This is a genomic window from Aliiglaciecola lipolytica (assembly GCF_018860635.1).
In the GTDB taxonomy this organism is placed as follows: Bacteria; Pseudomonadota; Gammaproteobacteria; order Enterobacterales; family Alteromonadaceae; genus Aliiglaciecola; species Aliiglaciecola lipolytica_A.
On sequence record NZ_JAHKPT010000033.1, the window covers coordinates 18832 to 39046 of the forward strand.

General features: G+C 41.3%; 17 protein-coding genes. 12 read left to right on the forward strand and 5 right to left on the reverse strand.

Annotation, left to right across the window (positions count from 1 at the left end; translation table 11 throughout):
- Positions 1 to 8 precede the first annotated feature (8 nt).
- Positions 9 to 1160 (reverse strand): tRNA epoxyqueuosine(34) reductase QueG, encoded by a 1152-nt coding sequence (queG, locus tag KO530_RS17570; protein WP_216049765.1) that lies wholly within the window; start codon positions 1158 to 1160, stop codon positions 9 to 11.
- Between queG and KO530_RS17575 the strand changes: the two genes are divergently transcribed.
- The 11 genes from KO530_RS17575 to KO530_RS17625 all read left to right on the forward strand — a co-directional run bounded on the left by KO530_RS17575 (position 1154) and on the right by KO530_RS17625 (position 12865).
- Complete coding sequence (locus KO530_RS17575) at positions 1154 to 2665, forward strand: NAD(P)H-hydrate dehydratase (RefSeq protein ID WP_216049766.1); 1512 nt, start codon at positions 1154 to 1156, stop codon at positions 2663 to 2665. The genes queG and KO530_RS17575 overlap by 7 nt on opposite strands.
- Positions 2666 to 2667: 2 nt before the next feature.
- Entirely contained in the window at positions 2668 to 3126 is a 459-nt protein-coding gene (gene tsaE / locus KO530_RS17580; protein WP_216049767.1) for a tRNA (adenosine(37)-N6)-threonylcarbamoyltransferase complex ATPase subunit type 1 TsaE, read from the forward strand.
- Between the two features lie 53 nt (positions 3127 to 3179).
- Entirely contained in the window at positions 3180 to 4469 is a 1290-nt protein-coding gene (locus KO530_RS17585; RefSeq protein WP_216049834.1) for an N-acetylmuramoyl-L-alanine amidase, read from the forward strand.
- A gap of 42 nt (positions 4470 to 4511) precedes the next feature.
- Complete coding sequence (mutL, locus tag KO530_RS17590) at positions 4512 to 6377, forward strand: DNA mismatch repair endonuclease MutL (RefSeq protein ID WP_216049768.1); 1866 nt, start codon at positions 4512 to 4514, stop codon at positions 6375 to 6377.
- Entirely contained in the window at positions 6370 to 7314 is a 945-nt protein-coding gene (gene miaA / locus KO530_RS17595; RefSeq protein ID WP_216049769.1) for a tRNA (adenosine(37)-N6)-dimethylallyltransferase MiaA, read from the forward strand. The genes mutL and miaA overlap by 8 nt, the downstream gene beginning before the upstream one ends.
- An 86-nt stretch (positions 7315 to 7400) precedes the next feature.
- Positions 7401 to 7649, forward strand: a complete 249-nt coding sequence (gene hfq, locus KO530_RS17600; protein WP_008843456.1) for an RNA chaperone Hfq — start codon at positions 7401 to 7403, stop codon at positions 7647 to 7649.
- A gap of 19 nt (positions 7650 to 7668) precedes the next feature.
- Positions 7669 to 8958 (forward strand): ribosome rescue GTPase HflX, encoded by a 1290-nt coding sequence (gene hflX / locus KO530_RS17605; RefSeq protein WP_216049770.1) that lies wholly within the window; start codon positions 7669 to 7671, stop codon positions 8956 to 8958.
- 77 nt (positions 8959 to 9035) lie between these two features.
- Positions 9036 to 10193: an FtsH protease activity modulator HflK gene (gene hflK, locus KO530_RS17610; protein ID WP_216049835.1), complete on the forward strand. Its 1158-nt coding sequence runs from the start codon at positions 9036 to 9038 to the stop codon at positions 10191 to 10193.
- Between the two features lie 2 nt (positions 10194 to 10195).
- Complete coding sequence (gene hflC, locus KO530_RS17615) at positions 10196 to 11080, forward strand: protease modulator HflC (RefSeq protein WP_216049771.1); 885 nt, start codon at positions 10196 to 10198, stop codon at positions 11078 to 11080.
- A gap of 75 nt (positions 11081 to 11155) precedes the next feature.
- Positions 11156 to 11674, forward strand: a complete 519-nt coding sequence (locus KO530_RS17620) for a GNAT family N-acetyltransferase (RefSeq protein WP_216049772.1) — start codon at positions 11156 to 11158, stop codon at positions 11672 to 11674.
- A gap of 21 nt (positions 11675 to 11695) precedes the next feature.
- A complete protein-coding gene (locus tag KO530_RS17625) occupies positions 11696 to 12865 on the forward strand; it encodes an acyl-CoA dehydrogenase (RefSeq protein WP_216049773.1) in 1170 nt (389 codons plus the stop codon).
- Positions 12866 to 12902: 37 nt separating this feature from the next.
- Here KO530_RS17625 and KO530_RS17630 read toward each other — a convergent pair whose 3' ends face one another.
- Genes KO530_RS17630 through KO530_RS17645 form a run of 4 tightly spaced genes read right to left on the reverse strand, consistent with a single transcriptional unit; the run spans position 12903 to position 17895 of the window.
- Positions 12903 to 15044: a putative bifunctional diguanylate cyclase/phosphodiesterase gene (locus KO530_RS17630; RefSeq protein ID WP_216049774.1), complete on the reverse strand. Its 2142-nt coding sequence runs from the start codon at positions 15042 to 15044 to the stop codon at positions 12903 to 12905.
- 6 nt (positions 15045 to 15050) lie between these two features.
- Positions 15051 to 15542: a Rab family GTPase gene (locus tag KO530_RS17635; RefSeq protein ID WP_216049775.1), complete on the reverse strand. Its 492-nt coding sequence runs from the start codon at positions 15540 to 15542 to the stop codon at positions 15051 to 15053.
- 20 nt (positions 15543 to 15562) lie between these two features.
- Entirely contained in the window at positions 15563 to 17332 is a 1770-nt protein-coding gene (locus tag KO530_RS17640; RefSeq protein WP_216049776.1) for an OmpA family protein, read from the reverse strand.
- Positions 17333 to 17343: 11 nt separating this feature from the next.
- Positions 17344 to 17895, reverse strand: coding sequence for a hypothetical protein (locus tag KO530_RS17645; protein WP_216049777.1), 552 nt, complete (start codon positions 17893 to 17895; stop codon positions 17344 to 17346).
- Between the two features lie 652 nt (positions 17896 to 18547).
- Between KO530_RS17645 and KO530_RS17650 the strand changes: the two genes are divergently transcribed.
- Positions 18548 to 20194 carry an AbgT family transporter gene (locus KO530_RS17650; protein WP_436792309.1) on the forward strand — a complete coding sequence of 549 codons (1647 nt, stop codon included), beginning with the start codon at positions 18548 to 18550 and terminating at the stop codon, positions 20192 to 20194.
- Positions 20195 to 20215 lie beyond the last annotated feature (21 nt).

The following is a 20215-nucleotide window of genomic DNA, read 5'->3' on the forward strand; positions in this document are numbered from 1 at the left end:
ATAATCAATCAGGCATCTCTTGGCAGACCTTTTTCCACACTTCTAATTAGTCGCTTTGTGAGTCTCTGAGTTTGCGCCGTTCTGGGCACGGATTGTTGGCGTTCGAGCTGTTGTTGTATAGCCCATTGAATGTGTTCCGAAACCATTTCACTAGTATCTTTCAATTGTGCTTGTAGTGCGTCCAAAATAGACTGGTCGAATTCTGCGTTACCCATAGCTACCGCTATATTTCTTTGCCATTTTTGGAAACCGATTCGACGGATGGCGGATCCTTCCGTATTAATAAGAAATTGCTTTTCATCCCACGAAAATAACGTAATTAAGTCAGCGCCTTTAATGACTTTTCTACCATAAAAATCTTTTTCTTGGGTCAGTTGGGCGTATCGATTCCATGGGCAAATCAATTGACAGTCATCACAGCCATAAATGCGGTTTCCTATGGCTGTTCGGAAATGCTCAGGAATCACTCCATCATACTCAATGGTTAAATAAGAAATGCAACGTCGTCCGTCAACAACATAAGGCTCTACAATGGCTTGCGTAGGACAGATAGTTAGACAGGCTGTGCAACTACCACAATTTTGCTCCACGGGTTGGTCGACGGGGAGCGGAATATTGACAAATAATTCACCTAGAAAAAACCAAGAGCCAGCTTCTTTATTGATCGTTAACGAATGCTTACCGGTCCAGCCTATACCGGCTTTTTCTGCAACCGCATGTTCTAATACAGGCGCAGAGTCCACAAATGGACGAAATTCTAAATCAACAAATTGTTGTTTGATTTGTTCACCGAGTTTTTTAAGTCGGTTACGCACCAGTTTATGGTAATCACGACCCACAGCATAACGACTTATGTAGGCGGTTTTAGAGCGTTTTAAATCTTTTGCAAAACTAGCGTCAGGGGGGAGATAGTCCATTCTTACACTAATCAATCGCAAAGTGCCTTCGAGCAACTTGGCTGGATCTGCGCGTTTTTCTTGATTTCGCTCAAAAAACTGCATATCTCCGTTGAAGCCTTTGTCTAGCCAGCTTTCGAGGTGAGCCTGATGTTGAGATAAATCGGTATCGGTAATTCCCACTTGCTGAAAACCTAGCGCTTTGCCCCACTCCTTGATATTTTTGGCTAACCTATCCAGAAAATCGGGAGATAATTGTGTCACAGCGGTCCTTAAAAGCAGAATTGTCAGAACAAAGGTTATCACAAAATCTTTATACAGCGCAGTGTGTAAGAGAAGGCGAAGTGGAAGCGGCTAAACAGATGTCTATTCCTCTTTACGACGTTATGCTGATCGCTGGCGAAAAGTTATTTCAATGGATTCAGAAACATTTCGATCATCAGACCAATATTTTAGTGGTGGTTGGAACGGGTAATAATGGCGGGGACGGCTATGTTGCTGCCAGTCTGCTATTGGATGATGGTTATAAGGTGTCGCTCGCATCTATCGATCCGGCTCGACAATTATCTGGCGATGCTGCTTTGGCGCAAAAAAGTTGGGTAGCCAGCGGTGGCGAAGTGGCTGATATTCGATTGTTAGATACCGAACATTTTGAGCTAATTGTAGACGGACTTTTAGGCACTGGATTAAATGGACCTGTATCATCCGCCTATCAGTCTGTTATTCAGCGAATTAATCAATCGGCGGCTCATATTTTATGTATTGATATTCCATCGGGTCTTGATGCCAATACAGGCGCAACGCTAGGAGCCAGTATTAATGCAGATACCACCATTACATTTGTTGGTATAAAAACCGGATTGGTCACCGCTAACGGCAAACAAAAATCGGCTAATTTAATATTTGAAGAATTGAACATTGGTGAAACCTTTGCGCATCTCACTGAGCCTAAAGCACGCTTAGTCGAATACGCTGACTTTGCTCCTTTACCTTCACGTGCTTTATATAGCCACAAAGGAAATAATGGTAAATTGCTGTGTATCGGCGGTAATAATGGGATGGCTGGAGCGATTCGTCTTACCGCTGAGGCAGCTATGCGCACGGGGGCCGGGCTGGTAAAGGTTTACTGTCATCCCAGTTCAGCGTCATCGATTGTGCAGGGTAGGGCAGAAATAATGGCTAGCAGTGAAAATTTGTTGCAGCTATTAGATTGGGCAGATTGTATCGTATTTGGTCCTGGTTTAGGTCAAACTTCTTGGAGCCAAGAAACCTTTAATCAATTATTGAGTTATCTGGTTGATCAAGATAAACCACTAGTAATTGACGCCGATGGCTTAAATTTATTAAGTCAGCAATTGCACGCGTTGAATTTATCTTATTTGATAATGTCTCCTCATAGTGCCGAAGCGGCAAGGTTGCTAAATATAAGCATCGAAAGTGTGGAAAATGATCGCTATCAAGCGGCATCAAAATTGGTCGAAACCTATGGCGGAAATTGTATTCTAAAAGGTGCTGGCAGTATTGTTCATGGACCCTTAGGCACATATGTATGTGCAAATGGCAATCCAGGTATGTCGACAGCAGGAATGGGGGATGTTCTTTCAGGTGTTCTGGGATCTCTAGCAGCGCAAGGGATGACAGCAACTGATGCGAGCTTATACGGCACCTGCATTCATTCCGCGGCCGCCGATTTAGTGGCGGACAACTTTGGTCAACGTGGTATGATTGCCAGTGATTTATTTGATTATTTAAGACAACTAGTTAATTGAAAATGAAATATACGCAGTTTTTGCCAGATGAGGCAGCTACACTCAATATTGCTAAACGAATTTCCCAACTGACCACCCAGCATTTAGTTATTTATTTGTCTGGTGATCTTGGTGCAGGTAAAACCTCGTTTAGTCGAGGCTTTTTGCATGGTTTGGGGCATGTCGGGAACGTTAAAAGTCCCACCTATACTATCGTCGAGCCTTATGAAGTGCCACCTTGGAGAGTTTTTCACTTTGATTTATATCGCTTAGCAGATCCTGAAGAGCTCGAATATATGGGAATTCGCGATTATTTTGCAGAAGACTGCATTTGCCTAATTGAGTGGCCCGATAAAGGCGCTGGTCTATTGGCAACAGCTGATTTAGAGATTAGTATAGAATTCGAAGCTGGTGGAAGGCGCATCCATCTAGCCTCCCATTCTGATGTCGGGCAAAAAATTGTAGAGATATTACAAAAATAATAATGATGAATACTGTATCTAGACTGATAGCTCAAATATTGAGCGGCACTTTGATGCTGCTTATCAGTCATTTCTGTATTGCACAAAATGCAATTGAAGCGTTGCGCCTGTGGCCTTCTCCGGATAATACTCGGGTGGTTTTAGATCTCACCGAGCAACCTGAATACTCCTATTTCACCCTTTCAAACCCTGAGCGGTTAGTTATCGATTTGGCGAATACTAAGGGCGATATTGATCTTGCTAGTTTTGCTAAATCATCCGATTTAGTTAAAAAAATAAGGTACAGCTCTGCCAAAGATGCTTCGTCAGTGCGGGTTGTACTCGAACTAAATCGAAAATTGAATACCGAAATCTTTGCGTTACCGCCTACTGCGCCATATAAAAATCGTTTAGTGATAGATTTAAGTGACCACTCGAACAGCACCCAGCAGGTGGTAATGAGTTCAGAAAGCTCGACTCGAGATCGAGATATTATCATTGCTATTGATGCTGGACACGGTGGAGAGGATCCCGGTTCAATTGGCAGAGCGGGTACCTATGAAAAAAATATCACACTGAGCGTAAGCAAAAGATTGGCAGATCTGATTAACGCCGAGCCAGGGTTAAGAGCTGTAATGACACGCACTGGAGATTATTATATTTCGCCTAATGCACGCCCAGATATTGCCCGCAAAAACAAAGCTGATTTATTTATCTCAGTTCATGCTGATGCGTTTACCACTCCCCAGCCAAAAGGTGCTTCAGTTTGGGTTTTATCTATGGGCAGAGCGAATTCTGTTTTAGGTCGATGGATGGAACGCACTGAACGTCACTCTGAATTGTTAGGTGGCGCTGCCGAGGTGATTCAAGATACGGCAAGTGAACGTTATTTAGCTCAAGCGTTGTTAGATATGTCGATGGACCACTCGTTAACTACCAGCTACGACATCAGTAAAATGGTTATATCTGAATTGAAACAAGTGACCAGCTTGCACAAAAAAATGCCACAAGCAGCCAGCTTAGCGGTACTAACCTCTCCGGATATTCCTTCGATACTTGTGGAAGTGGGCTTCATTTCTAATCCAACTGAAGAAAAAAACCTTAATTGGAATCAACATCGCCAAAAATTAGCAAGTTCGGTATTTTCTGCAATCAAACAGCATTTTAGAAAACTCCCGCCAGATGGTACGCTATGGGCGAATAACGCACGTTCTGAAAAACGCACTCACAGAGTCAGAAGTGGTGAGTCATTATCATTATTGGCACAACGCTATAAAGTGCGAATTAGCGCCATAAAAGAAGCAAATAATATGCGTAATGATACGGTGAGGATTGGTCAAGTACTGACAATTCCAAGCACCTAAACAATAAGTTATTCCCGCCCAAAAAATTAATAAAGGTTTCCTGTGTCAATTCAAATTCTATCCCCACAACTTGCCAACCAAATTGCCGCTGGTGAAGTAGTTGAACGGCCCGCTTCTGTGGTCAAAGAATTGGTTGAAAACTGCTTGGATGCAGGTGCCAGCAGCATTGAAATTGAGATAGATAAAGGTGGACATAAACGTATTTCTATTCGCGATAATGGTAAAGGCATCCCGCAGCAAGAGTTAGAATTGGCGCTGAGTAGACATGCAACCAGCAAAATATCCAAACTCGACGATTTAGAAAATATTTGTAGTCTTGGCTTTCGCGGAGAAGCGTTAGCCAGTATTAGTTCTGTGTCACGATTAACCTTAACTTCAAAACCACAAGAACAACATCAAGCATGGCAAGCTTGCGCAGAGGGAAGGGACATGCAAGTGACACTTCAGCCTGCTGCACACCCCAAAGGTACCAGCATTGAAGTACTTGATTTGTTTTTCAACACGCCAGCTAGACGTAAATTTTTGCGCGCTGAAAAAACCGAGTTTAACCATATTGATGAAGTGATAAGGCGAATTGCCTTGAGTCGATTTGATGTGGCGTTGAACCTTAAACACAATGGCAAGACGGTTAGAAAATATCCAGCGATTAAGGATGACGGGTCGCATATCAAACGGATTGCTGCGGTTTGCGGTAGTGATTTTGCGGATAACTCTCTTGCTATAGACAGTGAGTATGAGGGGATAAGGCTTAACGGCTGGTTAAGCGCCGCTGGCGCGAGTCGTATGCAAAGTGATCTGCAATATGTTTACGTTAATGGTCGCGTGATGAAAGATAAACTAATTAATCATGCAATTAGGCAAGCATATGAAGGTTTGATTGAGCCTAACACTCACCCAGCATTCGTGCTGTTTCTGTCTTTGGATCCTATGCAAGTTGATGTCAATGTTCACCCAGCTAAACATGAAGTGAGATTTCATCAATCCCGACTTGTCCATGACGTTATATTTCGCTCTGTTTCAAAAGCGCTGACTGAATCGTTCGCTGATCATACGGAGCATGCTGAGAGCGGCGGACAAGTCACACCAACGACATTGCAAGAAGTTGCTCCTAGCCACCAGTATATCCGTCCGTTGAGCAGGGTAATTGATAAGCCAAGCCAGAGTGAACAGCCGTTGCGATCAACCACTGAAATTCATGAGCAGGTCACTAATCAGCAACCTAAAACATTCAGGTACAGTGCTCCGGCTCATTCAAAGTCAGGGGCCAAGCATTACAAAAATTTAATGACTCCGCATTCCCCTGAACACTCTCAAAGCAACCTGTTGAGTTTTATGCAGATTGCTGATAATCGTTTATTGATCGAATGTGCAGGGGCGTATTATCTGTGTAAGGCAGAAGAATTAGCTGCTAAAAAATTACACGATGATGGGCAGTTTAATCAACCAGTGATGCAACCTCTTTTAATGCCCATTTCGCTGGCGTTGAACCAGATAAAGCTGACGATAGAGCCATCATTAATTCAAAGCATTAAAAGCTTAGGTATTGAGCTTTCTATTGTTAATCAACGTATACTTTTGAAGCAAGTCCCTTCCGGAACCCGAGCTTTGGATTGGGCCAGTGTGCTGCTGAGTTTGTTTGATAGATTGGAGCTAGCGCTCAATCAAAGTACCAAGGAAAATGCGACTCTGCCTATTCGTAAATTTGACCAAGACAGTGACAAACAACTATTACTTGAAAGTTTTTACACTGTGTTAGCAGAGCACCAAATCAAAGGGTCAGCAGCACAACATACTAATATGAACTTTCTGTGTGAATGGTTAACTAAACAACTCAATGCTGAAGAAATACTTAAATCTTGCGCTAAATTAATCCCATTAAAAAATTGGTTATCACAATTTGATGAATAAAAAACAAACCGAAAACTTACCGCCAGCGATTTTTTTAATGGGGCCAACAGCCTCTGGTAAGACTGATTTGGCATTAGAAATAAGCAAAAGGCTCCCCTGTGAAATCATTAGTGTAGATTCGGCGCTAATCTATCGTGGTATGGACATAGGCACGGCCAAACCAACTCCCGAAGAACTATCTCAAGTTCCCCATCGACTCATTGATATTCTCGACCCTGCAGAATCTTATTCGGTTGCGAATTTCAGGAACGATGCGTTAAATGCGATGAAAGCGGTAACTGAAAATGGAAAGATTCCTTTACTGGTTGGTGGAACTATGATGTATTTCAAGAGCTTAGTTGATGGTTTATCAACATTGCCAGCTGCCAATGAAGAAGTTCGTGCGCAATTAACCCAAGACGCACAAAACCAAGGCTGGGACGCATTGCATAACCGATTAGAACAAATCGACCCAATTTCAGCTAAACGTATACATCCAAATGATCCTCAGCGTTTGTTAAGGGCTTTAGAAGTATTTGTATTGAGCGGAAAGACGATGACGGAGTTAACTGCGGCAAAGTCCAGTAGTCTCCCATATTCGGTAAAAGAATTTGCCATCATGCCCAGTGATCGGGGTATACTCCATGAGCGTATAGAAAAACGATTTAATGATATGCTTGATAAAGGCTTTCAACAAGAAGTCGAAGATCTTAAGCGTCGCGGAGATTTACATCTAGATTTGCCTTCCATGCGGTGTGTGGGTTACCGTCAAATGTGGCAGTATCTCGATGGTGACTATAATCACGAGGAAATGGTATTTAAAGGTGTGGCGGCAACGCGTCAATTGGCAAAAAGACAAATAACCTGGCTAAGAAGCTGGAAAAATATAACTTTTTTAGATGGTATTGAAAAAGACAATTTGACTACCATATTGAATGTCAGCAATACTGTACCCTAATAGGCAGCTATACAGCCCCATGTTTTACTGTATAATTTGTATATCAGGTGAAAATCATAATAAAAAGAAAAGGATAAGGAATAGTGATGGCAAAGGGGCAATCTTTACAAGACCCGTTTTTGAATGCGTTAAGAAAGGAGCGTATTCCTGTCTCAATTTATTTAGTCAATGGAATCAAGTTACAAGGTCAAGTGGAATCGTTTGACCAGTTCGTGATTCTGTTAAAAAACACTGTTAGTCAGATGGTATACAAGCATGCCATTTCAACTGTTGTGCCTTCTCGGGCCATTAATATGTCAACCGGCGCACAACCTGACTCTGATAACGGTGAATAAAACCTTATAGGAGAAAAGCTTGTTTGACCGTTACGAAGCAGGCGAGCAGGCTGTTTTAGTTCATATTGATTTTTCTGATGATTCTAGCAAAGAAGATCTGCAAGAGTTACAAATGCTAGTGTCATCTGCCGGTGTTAATGCAGTTGAAGTGATAACCGCTTCACGGCAAGCACCTCATCCCAAATACTTTACGGGTAGTGGCAAAGCTGAAGAGATTGCTAATGCTGTGCGTACCAATAACGCAGATGTCGTTATTTTTAATCACCCTCTATCGCCTTCTCAAGAAAGAAATTTGGAAGCATTGTGCAAATGTCGCGTGTTAGATCGTACCGGTCTGATTTTAGACATTTTTGCGCAACGAGCCCGTACTCACGAAGGTAAATTACAAGTAGAGTTAGCGCAACTTCGGCATATTTCAACTCGATTAATTCGAGGTTGGACTCACTTGGAACGTCAAAAAGGTGGAATTGGCCTACGCGGTCCCGGTGAAACTCAGCTGGAAACCGATAGACGACTTTTGCGAGTCAGAATTAAGAGTATTCAACGTCGCTTAGCCAAAGTACAAAAACAACGTGAACAAGGCCGCAGAGCTCGTAAACGCGCGGAAATGCCAACGCTCTCGCTGGTGGGATATACGAATGCGGGTAAATCGACTTTGTTTAATACTATTACTGATGCGGGAGTCTATGCGGCAGATCAATTGTTCGCCACACTAGATCCAACCTTGCGAAAAATTCAGTTACAAGATGTTGGTAACGCTATATTGGCTGATACAGTTGGATTTATCCGGCACTTACCACATGATTTAGTGGCGGCATTTAAAGCCACTTTACAGGAAACTCAAGAAGCAGACCTGTTATTGCACGTTGTGGATTATTCGGATGACCAATATCTAGACAATATTGATCAGGTGAATGATGTTTTGGAAGAAATTGATGCATCTGAAATTCAACAGCTAATGATTTGCAACAAAATTGACAGAATGGAAGGGGTTGAACCCCATATAGACCGCAATGATGAAGGAATTCCCATTCGAGTCTGGATTTCTGCTCAACAAGATCAGGGCATTGATTTATTATTTAATGCCCTCACTGAATGTTTATCGCAAAGCATAGTGCAATTTACATTACGCATTCCGCCTAAAGAAGGTAAACTTCGAGGCGCATTATTTGGAATGAACTGTATCGCTGCAGAATCGTATGCAGAGGACGGCGATTGGCTGGTGGATGTCAGAATGCCAACCAGTGATTGGAACCGATTGGAAAAAAGATCAGAGATAGACTTATCCAGTTTGGTAGTAAAGCATTAGTATATGCAAATTAAGTTAACTTCTGATGGTAGTATCGGGGTTGCGTAGATTTAGACTTAACCTAACGGAGAGTGATGATGGCTTGGAATGAGCCCGGTGGAAAGAATAACGACCCTTGGAAAAATAAGGGGGGACGTGATCAAGGCCCGCCTGATTTGGATGATATATTCAAAAATTTGTTTGGTAAATTCAGCAAAGGTGGCGGCGGTGACGGCTCATCTGGCGGTAAAAGCTTAGGTGGAGTTGGCTTAACTGTGATCGCAGTTTTGCTAGTTGTCGTTTGGTTTATTAGCGGTTTCTACACTATTCGTGAAGCAGAACGTGGTGTGGTATTACGTTTTGGTGAGTTCAGTCAATTCGTAGAGCCTGGTTTACGTTGGAAACCAACATTCGTAGATGAAGTCATTCCAATTGACGTGCAATCTATTAAGTCGATGTCTTCAGAGGGCAGCATGCTCACAGAAGATGAAAACGTGGTTAGCGTTGAAATGGAAGTTCAATATCGAATCGTAGAGCCTTTCAAATATAGCTTTGCGGTAACTAACCCAGAACAAAGCCTTAGTCAGGCGTTAAATAGTGCCATTCGTTACGTGGTCGGACATTCAAAAATGGACGATGTGTTAACCCGCGGTCGTGAATCAGCCCGTCAACAAGTTTGGCAAGAGTTAGAAGGCATTATTAATCCTTATGATATGGGTATTTCAATTGTCGACATTAACTTTAAAGATGCTCGTCCACCAGATGCGGTGAGAGCGGCTTTTGATGATGCTATTGCTGCACAAGAAGATGAACAGCGTTTCATCCGCGAAGCAGAAGCTTATTCTCGTGAAATCGAGCCTCGCGCTCGTGGTCAAGTGAATAGAATGGCAGAAGAAGCACAGGCTTATAAAGAGCGTGTTACTTTAGAAGCGCGCGGTGAAATCGCACGTTTTGAAGAGTTATTACCTCAATACAATGCGGCACCTGAAGTTACCCGTCAGCGTATCTATCTTGAAACTATGGAACAGGTGTATCAAAACACTACTAAGATCATGATAGATAATGAGGGAAGTGGCAATATGATGTATTTGCCTTTAGATAAAATTCTAGAGAGCCAAAATAGTCAAGCACCTAAAGAGAACTCTCGCAGTACGCTTGAAGGACTACAACAAAATAGTATTTCCTCTTCGCAAAGTAGTAATTCCACTCCGAGCACTACGTTACGTAGTGATCGAACTAGAACAGGGAGAAATTGATAATGAAAAATCTAAGTATTGGAGTCGTAGTACTCGTTATCATCGCAGTTTTTCTTTCATTGTTTGTTGTGCCTGAAGGCGAAAAAGCAATTAAAATTCAATTCGGAAAAGTTGAGCGAGATGCTTCAGGTGAAACTGTTGTCTTTTCACCCGGTTTGCATTTTAAAATTCCATTGATTGACCGCGTTGTTAAGCTCGATGCCAGAATTCAAACGCTGGATGATCCTGCTGGACGTTTTGTTACTTCAGAGAAAAAAGACTTAATCGTTGATTCTTATGTAAAGTGGCGGATTAAAGATTTTGCAACTTACTACTTGTCAACTGGTGCTAACAAATTACAAGCAGAATCACTATTAAAACAAAAAGTTAATAATGGTTTGCGCTCTGAATTTGGTACTCGTACTATTTCTCAAATCGTATCTGGTGAGCGCTCAGAATTGATGGATGAAGCCATGAAGCAAGCGTCAACTAGTTCGGATGAGCTTGGTATTGAGATTGTTGATGTAAGAGTTAAACAAATTAATCTACCACCTGAAGTGAGTAATTCTATTTTCCAACGAATGAGAGCAGAGCGAGAAGCTGTGGCAAAAGAGCACCGCTCAGAAGGTAGAGAGCAAGCCGAAATCATTAAGGCAACAATTGATGCTAAAGTGACGGTTATGCTGGCAGACGCAGAACGGAACCTACGTAAGATTAAAGGTGAAGGTGAAGCCCAAGCCGCACAGATTTATGCTGAAACTTATTCTAAGAGCCCTGAGTTCTATGCATTTTTAAGAAGTATGGATGCTTATAGAGCGAGTTTCGATAGTAAACAAGACGTTTTAGTTGTTGAACCAGACAGTGATTTCTTTAAATACATGAAAGACATGTCAGGTGCTAGAAACTAAATTTAAGTGTTGATAAAAGCGCCGTGAAGGCGCTTTTTTTATCACTAAAATCGTCATTATTAAACGAGAGTGCTTATGTTTGAATTTCATATTAGAGATGCGGTTCAGGATGACTTTTCTGAAATTAAACGCTTAAACGATAAATTTGTACACTTTACCAGCCCAATGGAGCTAGCTCGCATCGAGCAGTTACATAACCTCAGTGCGTATCACCGGGTGATAGAGCAGCATGACAAACAGACATCTGAGGTCTCCACTGTCGGCTTCCTACTTGCTATGAAACCCGCCACAGACTACAGCAGTGATAATTACCAATGGTTCGACTTACGTTACAAGCACTTCTTGTATGTGGACCGGGTAGTGATTGATTCTACGGCGCAAGGAAAAGGCTTGGGAAAGAAGCTGTATGATGATTTATTTTGTTTCGCACTCAAACATAGAATTGAACTTATTTGTTGTGAATACAATTTAATTCCAGCCAATCCCATTTCAGCAAATTTTCATCAATCCTATGGTTTTCATCAGGTTGGTCGATTGGATGCAGACGATAAAAGCAAGGTTGTTTCCATGCAAATTGTAAAATTACCTAATTAATATTAATTCGGGACCCTTAAAATGACTAAATTCAATTGGCAAGATCCTCTCAATCTAGATTCCTTATTAAACGAAGATGAGCGGATTTTAAGAGATAGCGTTCATCAGTTTTGCCAACAACAGTTGATGCCCGGTATCTTGCAGGCTAATCGGACTGAACACTTTGATATCGGCATCATGCAGGAAATGGGGCATTTAGGGTTATTGGGCGCAACCCTGCCCGAAAAATACGGTTGCTCCAACATCAATTATGTTTCCTATGGATTAATAGCAAGAGAAGTTGAAAGGGTAGATAGCGGTTATCGTAGCGCTATGAGTGTTCAGTCTTCATTAGTGATGCACCCTATTTTTACTTATGGAAGCGAACAACAACGCCAGAAATACCTGCCTAAATTAGCAACCGGAGAGTGGATCGGCTGTTTCGGTCTTACTGAACCAAACTCGGGGTCTGATCCGTCAAGCATGAGTTCCCATGCTAAAAAAGTAGCAGATGGCTACCTTCTCAATGGTAGTAAAATGTGGATTACCAATTCACCTGTAGCACATGTATTTGTAGTGTGGGCAAAGTTGGACGGTGTGATACGTGGTTTCATTTTAGAAAAGGGAATGAAGGGCTTAAGTGCGCCTAAAATAGAAGGTAAATTTTCATTAAGAGCATCCATTACCGGTGAAATTGTGATGGATAACGTGTTTCTTCCTGAAGAGAATATCTTACCTAATGTTTCAGGGTTGAAAGGGCCTTTTGGTTGTTTAAACAAAGCGCGTTACGGAATTGCTTGGGGGGCTTTGGGAGCGGCCGAATTTTGTTGGCATGCGGCTCGACAATACTGCTTGGATCGTCAGCAATTTGGACGTCCATTGGCTGCCAATCAATTGGTACAGAAGAAACTAGCCGACATGCAGACAGATATCTCCCTTGGTTTGCTGGCGTGCGTGCAAGCCGGAAGATTGATGGATGCTGATTTATTGGCACCTGAAGCCATTTCTCTAATAAAACGTAATTCCTGTGGCAAAGCCTTGGATATTGCTCGTACCGCAAGAGATATGCATGGCGGTAATGGTATTGCGGATGAATACCACGTTATTCGTCATGTTATGAATTTAGAAGCGGTAAATACCTACGAAGGTACCCACGATGTACATGCGCTAATTTTGGGCCGTGCACAAACCGGGCTGCAAGCTTTCACTTAACTCAGGTTAATTCTAGTTTGCAGCCGAGTTGGCATAATCAGTTTGATTGTTGTTTATCAGAATGTTTCTCTGTTATTAGAAGTTCACAAAACTCTTCAAATGGTAGGGGTTTGCTGAATAAATATCCTTGCGCAGTATTACATTTATTATCGAGTAAAAACTTAGCCTGATATTGATTCTCAACCCCTTCAGCAATAACCCCTAATTTTAAGCTGTGTGCCATGGCAATCACGGCCAAAATAATCGCTTTGTCATTCTCGTTCTGTTCTAAATCAATAACAAAAGAGCGATCTATTTTAAGGTTATCGATAGGTAACTTTTGCAAATAAGAAAGGGAACTATAGCCAGTTCCAAAGTCATCGATTGAAGTAGAAATACCAATTTTTCTCACTTGGTCTAATAAGTTTTTAACTTTGTCATAATTATCAATTAATACCCCTTCAGTTAGCTCTAATTCCAAGTTTTTGGATGGAATCCCACTGTGCTGAATGGCTTGAGTAACAAAATCAAACAAGTGTCTATCGGCAACTTGACGAGGAGATAAGTTGACCGATACTTTTAGATTAGGCTGATGTTGAATAATCACTTTCAACATATCTGTCGCACGACTAATCACCCATTTGCCAATAGGTACAATTAACCCGGTCTGCTCTGCAAGAGGAATAAACTTATCTGGGCTGGTTATAGTGCCATCAGCTAAGCGCCAGCGAATTAACGCCTCTGCTTTAGCGATTTTGCCCGTGCTTAAATCGATGATTGGCTGTAAATAGAGTTCAAACTGATTTTCATCGATGGCTTTTTTAAGCGCATTTTCTAATTCAAGCCTGTGCATTGATGCTTCTTTAAGGGCTTTTGAGTAAAAACGCAATTTGCTCTTATCTTCTTTTTTAGCGGAAAACATGGCTAAGTCAGCAAACTTCATTAACTCTTCAGAATCTGACGCATCACTAGGGAAATGGGCCGCACCGAGATTGAGTCCAATCTGCACCTTTTGTTTTGATTCGGTATAAAAAGGAAATTCGGTTGCTTCTATTAAACGATTGGCAAACTCAATACAGTCTGATTGCTCTTTAGCTCCGGATAAAATAATACCAAACTCATTACCCCCAACCCGTGCACATAAATCCGCTGTAGATAAACATTGTTGGATCCGCTCAGCGAGGGTCACCAATATATGGTCACCAGCTTGATGACCATGTAATTCATTGATTTGTTTAAAGTGTTTTACATCCAAGTAAACGATGAAAAATGGTTTATCTTTCTCAATTTGGTGTTCTAATTTTTGCCAGAAAAATTGCCGATTGGGAAGATTGGTAACATTATCATAGAGATTTAACTTTTCATTTCTTTGTAATAGGTATTTGACGCGACTGACATCGCTGAAAATGAATATCCAATTTTGCAAATTTTGCATTTCGTCGGTAACTGGATATAACGCTAATTTTAACCACTTGCTAGAATACGGCGGTTTATGCCAAAAAAGCTCTCCATGCCAGCGACTGCCAGTTTCAAAGACCCGCTCAAACTCAGCACATTGGTGTTTAAACAATTCGAGTAAAATCGTAAAGGGGGAAGCCTCATTGGATGCTTCAGAGGTTTCGAAAAAACTATAAGAATTTGGGTTTTGGCTAATGATATTTAATTGGGAATCGGTAATTACAACACCAAAGTCGGCATTTTCAATGACCTGCTTAATCGGCTCTTGTAATGATTGTAGTGTCTGGTTTTCACGAAGAACTTGATCTAAACGTTCATGAATATACTCGTGTTGGGCGAGGATTTTATCATTCGATATCAGCAGTTCGCGGGCCACCTGCAGAGTTTGTTGTTGTTTTTTGTATTCTGCTTGCAAATTGTGAATGACTAAATAAGCTTCGCCCTTTGAAACTGCTGCAATGGCTTCTAAACGTAATAAATCATCTTTGGATTGTTCGGACCAAATCCCCGACTGAATTTGCCCATCATTACCAATTTGCCAAAAATCTTCGGCATCAATAAAAAAGTCTTCTAAGTAGGCGGAGTTACCAATAAATTCGAAAAATTCGCTGCCAATTGCCTCTGGCGCTATAGCATAAAACCAATCTTCACTGCAGTGTAATAATTGGAATTTACGATTTTCTACTCGCTTTAAAATCGCGCAGTTAATAATGCCTAAAGCTTGAATAAGTGATTGTTGCATAATTGATTAATTCAACGTTAGTTGCGCGATAAATTTGAACATTTCTTCAACCTGGTCGCCTGTTTTGGCGCTAGTAGAAAAACTGCGAATAAATTCTTTGCTGTAGCCATTGAGCTCATTTTCAGTCCAATGCCAAGCTACATCAAGGTCGCTTTTATTAATAATTAGAATTGCAGGAATATCGCTTATTTCTCTTACCATGCGATGAATTTCCATTCCTTCTACAAGACTTTGAGAGCGTGTTTGGTCGGTAACTATTGCGTAAGCTGAGGCCCCTCTAAGGTATTTAGGTTGAAACCCACAGTAGCGGTCAATCCCTTCTAAATCCCAAATCATAAGTTGCACTTGTTCGACTACTAAATCTACAAGTTTTTTATCAATTTTGACACCAATTGTGGTCAGGTATTTTTCAGAAAAAATACCTTCAACAAATTGCTTTACCAAACTGGTTTTCCCTACTCCCGAGGGGCCAAGTAGGCAAATCTTTTTTTGCAACATAATGCGGTTGATGTCCTTATTTAATCAGTCTTAAAATTGATGATATTAAAAATCACTTTACGTAATCCTGAGCCCGACGCTTTATTTTCTACAACACCCAATCCTATGGCATTTAAATACTGAGCCTCAATTCCTTGCTCAACTAAAAATTGCCGAGCTGCTAATGCCCGTTTTCGACTTAAAGACTGATTAAATTGCATGGAGCCAGTTGAATCACTTGCGCCCATAATAATCAAGCCTACATTTAACTCCAATTTTTTAGACAATTCAATCGCCGCTTTAAGGTAACTCGCTAGGGCAGCCAATTGCTCTTGTGCCTTTTCGTTGAGTTCACTTTGGCCTTGTTCAAATTCAACCTGGGTACTATCTATTTTTGCCCTATTGATTTCGAAAAGTGCCAAGAGTATTTCTGGGCTATCATCATTGATTGTAGCCAATTCTTCGGCGCTGATCCCAGAAATTAACTCTTCCGCATAAGTTAAACCTGGAATGGCATGTATTTCTCTGGCTAACGCTAAGCGCTGAACGTTTGGCAGTACACCGCTTAAAACAGGTACAGAAGATTGCCAATCAACGCTTATTTGTGGGTATCGGTCTAATAACTTTTTGAGTCTAGCCTTAACCAATGGTGCTTCTAGGGATAAATATTGTTTTTCAATTACTTGTACACTGCTGGTATCGATTTGCTTTTCAGACATCCATTGCCTTACGGTTATGGCCTCGGGGTCACGTAAGATTGACAGCTTGATATCCTGCCATCCTGCTCTTTCTAATTTACTTATGACGATACCCGGTTGTTTACCGATTTGCGAAACATTTTCTAATAGTTGAGTGTGTTGGTAATTGTTAAATCCTAAATAGCCTAGTCCGATGAAAATGAGTAACAGCAAACCAATGGCGAGAATCGGCTTTCTTTTTCGTTTTTTTATTGCTTCCGGGCGCATCTCCGCAACCAAACAATCTCGAAGTTGTTGGGATGTGGGTTCAAACACAATAGTGTCGCCATTAAAATTAGCAATTTCTTTGGCATAGAGCTTATGAATATACTCATTGGTAATTTCAAATTTGGTAGATATATCCTGTGGAATATTACCCGTAACAGCAGCGACCAAAAGCAACTTTGGCCCGCGCTTTATCAGCAACGAAAAATCTTCGGTTTTTATAACCTCTAGATTTTGTTCTGTGGATTCCTGTTGTGAATTAAATGAATCAGATACAAAGTCATTTATTGCCGTCAGCATTGCTGAAACAAGATCTCCATCGGCAGATTCATTAACCGATTGAGATACCGAATTAAGTAAAATCCCAGTTTCCCTGTGGATTAACAAAACTTGCTCAACTTTAAATACGAAAGTTTGACTCGCCACATATTGAGAAAAGCTTACGCCTGATTGCCACGCTTTAAAGCGCCAGGCCATCCCTTTAAACGTCAGGCTATTTTCAATTAATACATTGGTTTTTTCTAAAAATTCACTTAGAAATGAGGTGACAGATTTGCGAACTAAGCGACCTACCAGTGGGTATAAATAACCAACAAATTGTTCACTCTGTTCTTTGACTGATTTTTCCACTGACTGCTGCACGACGGGAGTCAGCACGTTGGTGAATTCGTCATTGCGTTTTTGCCGATCGTGAATCGCTTCAATCACAACCTCGCCGACAATTTCACGCGCATTGTCTTTGAGGACTTGTTTAATTTGTTCTCGATTTTTCCCCAATAAAAGCTCACGCAGCTGTTGCATGGCTACGTCATCTTCATGTGGTTCGCTGTTATTTGGATGGTCAGCCATAAAAATTGGCTTTAATCTTCGTCAGATTCTAAATTAACAGCCATGGTTGCAAGTAGTTTGGCCAACGTCTTCCTATCTGTTTTAGTTGAACTGAGTTCTTTGGTAACCTGATCCAACCTTTCCAACGCTTCGGCAAATCGAGCGTCATATTTCTCGGTGAGCATGGCAACTTCTTTATCAACTCGAGTATGCAGTTCATCAGTCTCTTGACGGCCATTGGTGTCTGACATTTCTAATTCAGAAGATAGTTTGTCGGCATAGGCGTTAAGTTCAGAGGTTTTATCTTCGTAGACTTTGTCCACTGAATTGACTTTAAGCTGTAAATCTTCAAAGCCATTGTGCATGGATTTATTCAAGTCTTTGACGTGTTCTGCTAACTTTTGTTCAGCCTGTTGGAAGCGTTCTAACATTCGGCTTTCTAAATCTGACAACCTATGTTCAATATCTGCTTGAGCAGCACCGAACACAATTTGTCGTAAAGTAGCTAGTTCTGATGGGGTTTCACTACTGATATTGGGGGTCTCATCGACTACGGTTTTATTGTCTGACTTGTTATTCGCCACTTTCACTTCCTTCTGCTTAAACACCGATAATCAATCATAGCCCAAAAAAACAACTTTATGCACGGGAAATAATCGATGCTAATTACTTTTTCTATCCATTATTTTCGCGCCTAGTAAATCTTTAAACCGCTGATATATGGTTATTTCCGGTTAATTGGATAAACCTTATTACCGCCGCACATACTGAAACGTCTCCTTTACCGCTTTCTACAATCTCTACATGAGTATCTTGTGCTTTGTTTTATCAATTTCGTTTTAAGGCGGTTTAGTGACGTAACAATATCGCCCACAAGTTTGATCGTGTTTTCTATTTTTGCGGCGATTAACTTAGGTTTGCTGCCTTTCGAAATTAAAATATTGATCTAATAACACCTGCACAATTAGAGTAAAAGTTGGCAAAAACATTAAATTCTGGGGTTAATGGCGAAGTTATGTCGATTGAAGAAAATGTTGCAACTGCAAAAGATTCGTTACAGCAAGCTGTAAATGTAGAGGCTTAATCGGCTAACGATAAGTATATGCCGCGAATGATTGAAAGCTTTAACCTTGTATAAGCAACCACCCTAAATCTGTCTACAACTGCTTATTTGTGTCATAGACTGCACTTTGCGGATTTATTTCGCTATCATATGCAAAAAAATAATAAGGACTTATGCCCAATGGAGTTGGTGATAAAGTCCGTAAAGACAGAGGAATAGTTTTGGTACAAGATCAGACAAACAATAAGTCTTCAGATGAACAAAATACGGGATGGTTTTCACGGTTTCTGGCAACAGTAGAATGGCTTGGTAATTTACTCCCGCACCCTATAACCCTATTCGCCTTACTGGCACTTTTCATTGTTATTCTCAGCGGTATTCTTGGTTATTTTGATGTTGCCGTTTTAGACCCGCGTCCGTTAGGGGCCAAAGGGCGAGATCCGGATGGATTGATTGAAGTCATTTCGTTATTTAATGCCGAAGGACTACAACGGATTGTCACGGGGTTAGTGACGAACTTTACAGGGTTTGCACCGCTAGGCACTGTGTTGGTTGCTTTACTTGGCGTATCAGTTGCAGAACATTCAGGTTTACTCTCAACGGCGATGCGAGCAATGGTAATGAATGCCTCCGAACGCATGGTTACTATTACCGTAGTATTGGCCGGTATTTTATCGAATACGGCATCTGAACTTGGCTACGTTGTGTTGATTCCACTAGCGGCAATGATTTTCCATTCCCTTGGCCGTCATCCATTAGCGGGCTTGGCCGCAGCTTTCGCAGGTGTATCTGGCGGCTACAGCGCGAATTTGTTGTTAGGCACAGTAGACCCGTTATTATCTGGTATTACTGAATCAGCAGCACATATGATTGAACCTGATTACATGGTTGGTCCAGAAGTAAACTGGTACTTTATGATTGTAAGTACCTTCGTGGTTGCCGCTATGGGGGCGTTTGTAACTGAGAAAATAGTAGAACCGAGACTAGGCAAATATGATCCTAGTGAAGCTTCGGTTGAGTTAGAAAAACAAGAAATGACAGCACCCAGTGCATTAGAAAAGAAAGGTCTTAAAATGGCCGGTCTGTCCTTTGTTATTTTATGTATTTTATTGGCGCTTACGATCGTGCCGGAAAATGGCATCTTACGACATCCTGAAACGGGACTTGTTGCCTACTCGCCATTTTTGAAAGGCATTGTGGCCTTCATTTTTATCACGTTTGCAATACCGGGTTTCGTGTACGGCAAAATCGTTGGCACCATGAAAAATGACAAAGACGTAATCAATGCGATGTCTAAAAGCATGGGGTCGATGGGTCTTTACATTACCTTAGTATTCTTTGCTGCACAGTTTGTAGCATTCTTTAAATGGACTAATCTAGGAACAGTTTTAGCGGTTAAAGGTGCATCCTTGTTAACTGTGCTTGGCTTAGATGGCCCAGAAGTGTTTATTTTATTTATATTGATGTGCGGCATAGTGAACTTGTCGTTGGGTAGTGCCTCGGCCCAGTGGGCAGTAACGGCGCCTATATTTGTACCTATGTTAATGCTAATTGGTTATTCTCCTGAAGTGATTCAAGCTGCCTATCGAATTGGTGATTCTGTCACCAATGTCATTTCGCCGATGATGAGTTACTTTGGATTGATTTTGGCCATTGCAGCCCGTTATAAAAAGGATTTGGGCATGGGGACGTTAATTGCAACAATGTTACCCTATTCAATCACCTTTTTTGTCGGTTGGACGTTACTTTTCTATGTTTGGGTATTTTGGTTAGGGATGCCTGTAGGACCAAATGTAGAAACGCTATATAATGGAGGCTGATAACCGTTAGCGGTTTGCATT

Bases quoted from the DNA above. Each gene is read 5' to 3' on its own strand.
- tsaE (WP_216049767.1), top strand. From the start codon at position 2,668: ATGAAATATACGCAGTTTTTGCCAGATGAGGCAGCTACACTCAATATT.
- KO530_RS17585 (WP_216049834.1), top strand. From the start codon at position 3,180: ATGCTGCTTATCAGTCATTTCTGTATTGCACAAAATGCAATTGAAGCG.
- miaA (WP_216049769.1), top strand. From the start codon at position 6,370: ATGAATAAAAAACAAACCGAAAACTTACCGCCAGCGATTTTTTTAATG.
- hfq (WP_008843456.1), top strand. From the start codon at position 7,401: ATGGCAAAGGGGCAATCTTTACAAGACCCGTTTTTGAATGCGTTAAGA.
- hflK (WP_216049835.1), top strand. From the start codon at position 9,036: ATGGCTTGGAATGAGCCCGGTGGAAAGAATAACGACCCTTGGAAAAAT.
- hflC (WP_216049771.1), top strand. From the start codon at position 10,196: ATGAAAAATCTAAGTATTGGAGTCGTAGTACTCGTTATCATCGCAGTT.
- KO530_RS17620 (WP_216049772.1), top strand. From the start codon at position 11,156: ATGTTTGAATTTCATATTAGAGATGCGGTTCAGGATGACTTTTCTGAA.
- KO530_RS17625 (WP_216049773.1), top strand. From the start codon at position 11,696: ATGACTAAATTCAATTGGCAAGATCCTCTCAATCTAGATTCCTTATTA.
- KO530_RS17630 (WP_216049774.1), bottom strand. From the start codon at position 15,044: ATGCAACAATCACTTATTCAAGCTTTAGGCATTATTAACTGCGCGATT.
- KO530_RS17635 (WP_216049775.1), bottom strand. From the start codon at position 15,542: ATGTTGCAAAAAAAGATTTGCCTACTTGGCCCCTCGGGAGTAGGGAAA.
- KO530_RS17640 (WP_216049776.1), bottom strand. From the start codon at position 17,332: ATGGCTGACCATCCAAATAACAGCGAACCACATGAAGATGACGTAGCC.
- KO530_RS17650 (WP_436792309.1), top strand. From the start codon at position 18,548: ATGCCCAATGGAGTTGGTGATAAAGTCCGTAAAGACAGAGGAATAGTT.